This is a genomic window from Mycobacterium montefiorense, assembly GCF_003112775.1.
In the GTDB taxonomy this organism is placed as follows: domain Bacteria; phylum Actinomycetota; class Actinomycetes; order Mycobacteriales; family Mycobacteriaceae; genus Mycobacterium; species Mycobacterium montefiorense.
Genome location: NZ_BFCH01000031.1, coordinates 1 through 2,780 on the forward strand (window position 1 = coordinate 1; position 2,780 = coordinate 2,780).

The 2,780-nt window shown below is 57.6% G+C and carries 2 protein-coding genes and 1 pseudogene; all 3 read left to right on the top strand.

Annotated elements, in window-relative coordinates; translation table 11 throughout:
• Positions 1-146 precede the first annotated feature (146 nt).
• Positions 147-395: pseudogene (locus DB708_RS23420) on the top strand (ATP-binding protein); the annotation flags it as partial.
• A 1,400-nt stretch (positions 396-1,795) separates the two neighbouring features.
• Complete coding sequence (locus DB708_RS23430; protein ID WP_108925878.1) at positions 1,796-2,035, top strand: MbtH family protein; 240 nt, start codon at positions 1,796-1,798, stop codon at positions 2,033-2,035.
• Between the two features lie 232 nt (positions 2,036-2,267).
• Positions 2,268-2,780: condensation domain-containing protein (locus DB708_RS23435; RefSeq protein WP_165839903.1), on the top strand; the 513-nt coding region annotated here is incomplete at its 3' end.

The following is a 2,780-nucleotide window of genomic DNA, read 5'->3' on the forward strand; positions in this document are numbered from 1 at the left end:
TGCGCACTGCGGTGGCGGCCGACCTGCGGCGACGGCTCGACTCGTATAGTCGGCTGAGGCCGGGTCTGGACAGGAGGACATGTGGCAGGTCGACCACTTCAACGTTTCGAAGTCGTAACCACCCAGCAGATCGCACCGCACATGGTGCGGGTGACCTGTTCTTCCAGCTGGTCTCAATCCGGTATGAGAAATCCTCGATCATCTTGACCTCCAATCTGCCGTTCTCTCGCTGGGGCTAAGTGTTTGGCGAAGCCACCGTCGCCTCGGCGATGATCGACCATTTAGTGCACCACGCCGACGTCATCGCTCTCAATGGCAGCTTCCGCACGAAAAGCACCACGATCGAGACACTGCCTTCCGTCGAGGTGGATCGTCAGGGAGACTCAACCCCGTAAGCACACCTGCTTACTTTTCGACCGGGGCAGGCTACTCAGAATCCAACCGGAACCGACACATGGGCGTTCCGATGGGTCAAGAGTCTGATCTTTACCTTGATCGAAGCCAGAGATCGCTTCGACGGATAGTTTTAGACCATTCTTTTCGTCCTACCGCGTGCTTGGCAGGTCCGGCACTGGATGCGCCAACCGAGGAAATTGAACCCATCATCGATATGGGTCAGGTGGGTCTTGTTTTTCGAGAGACGCAAGCCCGTCGGAGGCAGCACTGTGGCCATCTCACTGAACAGCGCTTCAACCTGGGCGCGGGTCCGCGGACGGGGACGGGGAAGTCATCGGCATTGCGAATAAGTTTCATCGCCGTGCCCCAGGCCCAGCTTTCGCGGCCTCGGATCACTACGGACTCTTCGTTTCGGCCGCCGGTCTCAGTTGGCGACGGATCTCCCCACCTGATCCGAGCCGGTTGCCCGGGACTAGGAGGGGCCCACGGTAGGTTCCCGCGTTCACTGTTGACCGTTCAACGGGATCGGCGTCGAGCTATGCCCCTGCAGTATCGCCGTGGTTGCGTCGCGCTTTCACCATGGCCTCCCAGGCCGACGACATTCTCCGATCCGTGAGTTCCCCACCTGGACAACTACATCCGTCTACACGGGACGCGGTGACTTCAGTCAGGTGGGTACGCGGTGCGACCCAGCCAATGTCCGCCGGGTTTCGGACTGGTGGGTGCGCTTGAGGGGCGTTCAGAGGCTGATGCCTCACTTATGCCTTTCCGTGGTGCTAGCCGAGCCCGCACCATCTGGTAGTCCTGTTGCGTCTCATCGGTGTCAGGGATGCCGCCAACCCTCACCCCCGTCCCGGGGAGCAGGCTGCCCTCAGCTTCAACCCGCTGCTACGACAGCGGGAACCGTAGTGGTCTCTTACCTCTGCTCGGCCAGACAGCGCCTCGAGGCGCTCAATATCAGTGACCCATGCGACTCCCGATGATCACTTTGCCCTCCACTCTCACAACCGTGGACCAACAACACAGGGACAGCTCTATCCATATTGCGGACACGGCCACTCACCCCGAAGGGGTGTATGACGCCCAGAGATCCAGCCTGGGGTCCAGCCCCGAGTTTTGACCAGTAATCACCCAGAAGCCCAGGTGGCCAATAGGTTTCGGCCACTAGCTCTTTACAAACTATTCACCCTCAGGCCCGGTAGCGGGAAATTGCGTATTGACGATCTATCGCATCACATAATACTGTATACTGTGTCCCATACAAACGGTAGTAGTGTATAGATTACAAACGGTAGTAGTGTATAGATTACAAACGGTAGTAGTGTATAGATACTAGGCAATCGCATGCGATCTTGTTCTAGCACGCGCAGGGGTTGCCCAGACCAATGAGGGAGTACTGTTGAGTCTCAACCCTTTTGATGACGAGAAGGGCAGCTTTCTCGTCTTAGTCAACGATGAAGAGCAACACAGCCTGTGGCCGGCGTTCGCTTCTGTACCAGCGGGTTGGCGAGTCGTCTACGGCGAGGCGGATCGTGTCGCGTGTCTGGACTACATCGAACAGAACTGGCCTGACATACGGCCGAGAAGTTTGCGCGAGAGGTTGGCAAGTGCGCAGCCTGACGGAGGGCTTGCGCAGTAAAAGATTGACTCAATGTGAAGCTACAGCCGGTCAACCGAGCAACCGAGGGCACAAGTCCAGTTTGTTTTAGGGCGTGGTCGACGGGGGTTTTGCCAAGGTTGGTAGCGCATGTCTGATGTTGTGCGATAAGCCATCTCAACGAAGGCGACGTTGAGATTCTAGCGTGACGGGTTAGATTAGGGGCTGCTTTCTCATGCTAAATTTCGGTGCGCAATCGGATGTGCTGGGTTCGTTGACTGCTGCGCAGTGGTCGATGTTTGCTGCTCAACAACTGAGGCCAGAGGCGCCTTATAACTTTGCCGGTTCTTTGATGATCGATCACTTTGTCGACAGCGAGAGGCTTTCGGTTGCCTACCGAGCTGCGGCGACGCGGTTCGGCACGCCTTGTGCGCGGTTGGCCTTGCGGGACGGCGAACCGGTCTTTGTGGTGGACCGTTCAGTTCCGGAAACCGTGCGGTGCATTGATCTGCGCGCTGAGTGTGATCCCGTAGCTGCTGCTCATCAGTGGATGAACAATGACTGCCGCCAACCCCTTGATCTGTTCCGTGACCGACTTACCGAGTTCGCGCTGTTGCGGATCACCGACAATCTATCGTGCTTCTACCTGCGTGCGCACCACGTGCTGTGTGACGGGTACGGCGCCAGTAACTTTGTCCGGCATATTGCGGCTGTTTACTCGGGATCAGTCGAGGCCACCCCTGTCGATGTCACCGATGAAGTCGACTTTTCCGAGTTCGCTTTGATC